The sequence below is a fragment of the Candidatus Sodalis sp. SoCistrobi genome (assembly GCF_900143145.1).
In the GTDB taxonomy this organism is placed as follows: domain Bacteria; phylum Pseudomonadota; class Gammaproteobacteria; order Enterobacterales; family Enterobacteriaceae; genus SoCistrobi.
The window spans coordinates 1-3,983 of sequence record NZ_FRDB01000251.1; the positions used below are offsets into that span (position 1 = coordinate 1).

Here is a 3,983-nt window from a genome sequence, read left to right on the forward strand (position 1 = left end):
CAACAGGTCCTGAGGGGAGTGGCAATCCTGGAGCAATTGGTCAATAAGATCGTTGCTGATAGGCATTTTGTAGTCCTTTAAAGGTTTTGCTAAAAATGCCATTTACACAGATTATTTTACAGCCTCGTCCGGCTTGGCGTATCAATGACTGGGCCAGCCTGTACGGCGTGGTCGGTTTGGGCTATGGCAAATCCATCTCGAATGCCCAAACGCAAAACGGGAACGACCGCAGCACCAGCGATGTGGGCGTAGCCTACGGTGCCGGTTTGCAGTTTAACCCGATGGAAAACGTTGCCCTGGACGTTTCCTACGAGCAAAGCCGCATCCGCTCCACCGACGTTGGCACCTGGATTGCCGGTGTAGGTTACCGCTTCTAATTCCTGTTGGACGGCGGGCCCTCGCGGCTTTGCCTTCTGACGGTGATATCGCTGACGGTGATATCGGCATGGCGCCAGGCGCCATGCCGGATAATGTTACACCGATGATAGGCCGTATTGTGGTAATTGCCGTTCTGGCATAACGATCGCGTGTCTACTCACTTATCCCTGCTTGCCTTTCGCGTCTGCTGCTGGTTAAGCCTTCGGCGCTTTTCAACGACCGCCGCTTACGCTTACGGCCCTATCAGGCGGCTCATGTGCCTGCCCGTTGCGACCCCTTTACGTGCCCATTGCGGCGCTTGTGGCTGCCCGTTGTGGCTATTGTGCCTGCCCGTTGCGACCCCTTTACTTGAACATTGCGCCTCTTGAGGCTGCCCATTGCGCCACCGGTCTCCTTTCGCTCGCGCCCGGGCATCCGTCGCGAGCATTCCCAGCATCCTTCACCCGCGGCTCAATCCTCTGTCATTGGCATTCGCCTTGTCTTTAAATTGGCGTCAGGAGGGGTTGCTTGGCAGCCGGCTGTGCGCGTCCAGTTAAGCCGGCCGCTGTACGGTGGCGCACACCACGCTGTTTCGGGTTGAACTGCTGGCGTCGTCGTGACGCGGGTGGCGATAGATTACGTCCCCCAACACGGCGCTTTATGGCATAATAGGGCTAACGTCACATTTTATGAAAGAGTCTCTCCTTTGCTAATTAGTAACAACATCACCATGCAATTCGGCAGTAAACCGCTGTTCGAGAACATATCCGTCAAGTTTGGCGGCGGCAATCGCTACGGTCTTATCGGCGCTAACGGCTGCGGTAAATCCACCTTGATGAAAATTCTAGGCGGCGATTTGGCACCCACCGGCGGCAACGTGAGCCTTGACCCCAATGAGCGCTTGGGTAAATTGCGCCAGGATCAATTCGCCTTCGAGCAGGATAGCGTGCTGGATACCGTCATCATGGGCCATGGGGAACTGTGGGCGGTCAAACAAGAACGCGACAGCATTTATGCCTTGCCCGAGATGAGCGAGGCGCAGGGCTATCGGGTGGCGGATTTGGAAGTGCTGTACGGTGAAATGGATGGCTATACCGCGGAAGCGCGCGCCGGCGAATTGTTGCTGGGCGTCGGCATTCCGCTGGAACAGCATTATGGGCCGATGAGCGAGGTGGCGCCCGGCTGGAAGCTGCGTGTGCTGCTGGCGCAGGCGCTGTTCGCCGATCCGGAAATTCTGCTGCTGGATGAGCCGACCAACAACCTGGACATCAATACCATCCGTTGGCTGGAGCAGGTGCTGAACGAACGTAACAGTACAATGATCATCATTTCCCATGACCGGCATTTTCTCAACATGGTCTGCACCCATATGGCAGATTTGGATTATGGCGAGCTGCGCATCTATCCGGGCAACTATGATGATTACATGACGTCGTCAACGCAGGCGCGCGAGCGGCTGGTAGCCGATAATGCCAAGAAAAAGGCCCAGATTGCCGAGCTGCAGTCGTTTGTCAGCCGCTTTAGCGCCAACGCCTCGAAATCCCGTCAGGCGACTTCCCGCGCCCGGCAGATTGATAAGATCAAGCTTGACGAAATCAAGGCGTCCAGCCGGCAGAATCCGTTTATCCGCTTTGAACAGGACAAAAAACTGTTTCGTAATGCTCTGCAGGTAGAGCAGATGTCCCAGGGTTTTGAGGGGGCGGCGCCGCTGTTGCAGGGGCTGAATATGATGGTTGAGGTGGGCGAGAAGGTAGCGATCCTCGGCGCCAATGGTATCGGTAAAACCACGCTGCTGAAAACGCTGATGGGCGAGCTGGCGCCGCAAAGCGGTGAGGTGAAGTGGTCCGAAAACGCCAATATTGGCTACTACGCCCAGGATCACGCCGCCGAGTTCGCCGATAATCTGACGGTGTTCGATTGGATGAGTCAGTGGAAACAGGCCGGTGACGATGAGCAGGCGGTCCGCGGCATCCTTGGCCGGCTGCTGTTTGGTCAGGATGATATCAAAAAGCCGGTGGGCGTGTTATCCGGCGGTGAGAAGGGCCGGATGCTGTTTGGCAAGCTGATGATGCAAAAGCCCAATATCCTGCTGATGGACGAGCCCACCAACCATCTGGATATGGAATCCATTGAATCGCTGAATGCCGCCTTGGAGCTGTATCAGGGGACGTTGCTGTTTGTCTCCCATGACCGCGAATTTGTCAGTTCGCTGGCAACGCGGATCGTGGAAATTCTGCCGGGCAAGGTCGTCGACTTTAGCGGCAATTATGAAGATTACCTGCGCAGCCAGGGGTTGAATTAACTTAAGACGTGTGGCCAGAGAGTGGACCTCACCGGGTGGTGCGCGCGCGGCCTTGCTGTTTTGCGCCGCCCGGGTTTAGCCCTCTTTTGCGTCGGCGTCCCGCGTTTGCCACCGCCAGTCGTTAACTTGATGAGTGTGCCTTGAAAAAAACCGTTCCCCCCGTAGCGCAGAAAGCCGCCTTGCATCCGCGTAATCGCCACCGCGGCGGCTATGATTTCGCCGCGCTGGTGGCGGCTTGTCCGCCGCTTGCCCCGTTTGTGCGGCCGACCCCGGCGGGGACGCCCTCGGTGGATTTTGCCTCGCCGGCGGCGGTGACCCAGCTCAACCGCGCGCTATTGCTGCATCATTACGGCCTGCGCCACTGGGATATTCCCGCCGGCTTTCTCTGCCCGCCGGTGCCCGGGCGGGCGGATTATTTGCACCATCTGGCGGACCTGTTGGCGTCCGGTAACGGCGGGCGTATCCCGCGCGGTCGGCGGGTGATGCTGCTGGATATCGGCGTGGGCGCCAATTGTATTTACCCCATTATCGGCCACCACGAATACGGCTGGCGTTTCACCGGGACGGACATCAGTCCGCCGTCGCTGCGCTGGGCGCAACAGATCGTCGACATGAATCCGTCGCTGGCGGGGGCGCTGCGCTTGCGTCGGCAGCGCCAGCCGGCGGCTATCTTTGACGGCATCATCGGCGCGGCGGAACGGTTCGATGCCACTCTGTGCAATCCGCCGTTTCACGCCTCGGCGCAAGAGGCTCTGGACAGCACCCGGCGCAAGCAGGTCAATCTGGCGCGGGCGACCCGGCACCGCCGGGAGAGAACCGCTGGGGCGGAGGGCCATGACGAAACGCAATACAGCCTCCCATCGGCGCCTCAGGCCGTCGCGGCGGCGCCCAATTTTGGCGGCCGGCACAATGAGCTATGGTGTCCCGGCGGCGAGCTGGCGTTTGTGCGCCACACGGTAGCGGAAAGCATCGCCTGCGCTCGACAATGCCTGTGGTTTACTACGCTGGTGTCAAAGAACACCACGTTGGCGCCGCTGTATCGCGCCATCGAACAGGCGGGCGCCCGCGCGGTGCGAACGGTGCCGATGGGGCAGGGGCAGAAAATCAGCCGATTTGTCGCCTGGAGTTTTTTTGATGCGGCGGGGCAGGCGGACTGGGCCGCGCGCCGCTGGCGCGATTGAAGGTCCGGTGGCTTAAGGCATAGGTATCTACACATTTATCGTGATACCTGTTATTACTTTGCAGAATGATTTCAACCTATCTGTTGGCGGGATTGACTCTCGCCTTACCCGCCGATATCAGACGCTGGTTAAACAGCATATGA

At 58.7% G+C, this 3,983-nt stretch carries 2 protein-coding genes and 1 pseudogene; all 3 read left to right on the forward strand.

The window, feature by feature from the left end:
• Positions 1-128: 128 nt before the first annotated feature.
• A pseudogene (locus tag CINSTRO3249_RS13780) lies at positions 129-377 on the forward strand (Ail/Lom family outer membrane beta-barrel protein); the annotation flags it as partial.
• A gap of 686 nt (positions 378-1,063) precedes the next feature.
• Positions 1,064-2,659, forward strand: a complete 1,596-nt coding sequence (locus CINSTRO3249_RS13785; protein ID WP_074013687.1) for an ABC-F family ATPase — start codon at positions 1,064-1,066, stop codon at positions 2,657-2,659.
• Between the two features lie 140 nt (positions 2,660-2,799).
• Positions 2,800-3,840: a 23S rRNA (adenine(1618)-N(6))-methyltransferase RlmF gene (gene rlmF, locus CINSTRO3249_RS13790; protein WP_074013688.1), complete on the forward strand. Its 1,041-nt coding sequence runs from the start codon at positions 2,800-2,802 to the stop codon at positions 3,838-3,840.
• The last annotated feature ends 143 nt before the right edge of the window (positions 3,841-3,983 follow it).